This is a genomic window from Endothiovibrio diazotrophicus, from assembly GCF_054657215.1.
In genome coordinates this window covers 1-392 of the sequence record NZ_BAAHXB010000330.1, presented here as the reverse complement: position 1 = coordinate 392, position 392 = coordinate 1, and the positions used below count along the sequence as shown (strand labels likewise).

The following is a 392-nucleotide window of genomic DNA, read 5'->3' as shown; positions in this document are numbered from 1 at the left end:
CGGGGTAGAGGACAGGCAAACCCAGCGAGAGGCCAAGCGGGACCGGAAGCGCATCAAGCAACTGGAACGGGAACTCCAGCGTAAGGAGAAAGCTTTGGCGGAGGCGGCGGCGTTGCTGGTTCTGCGAAAAAAATTGAATGCCCTCTGGGGGGAAAACGAGGAAGACTGACCTCGTACCCGGAGCGGCAAAAGCTGGTTGGATGGATCAACGAGGCGGTGGAGGCTGGGGCCCGCACGCAGCCGGCCTGTAAGGAGGCGGGTATCAGTCAGCGAACCCTCCAGCGCTGGATGCACAACGGTGAGATCAAGGAGGACCAGCGCCCGCTGGTGGAACGACCGGAGCCGGCGAACAAGCTGTCGGAGGAGGAGCGGGACGGGATCCTGGAGACCTG

1 pseudogene is annotated in these 392 nt (G+C 63.0%); it reads left to right on the top strand.

The features are described 5' to 3' along the window. Window positions 1–392 (top strand): annotated as a pseudogene (locus tag ACYQ2W_RS26680) (transposase); the annotation flags it as partial.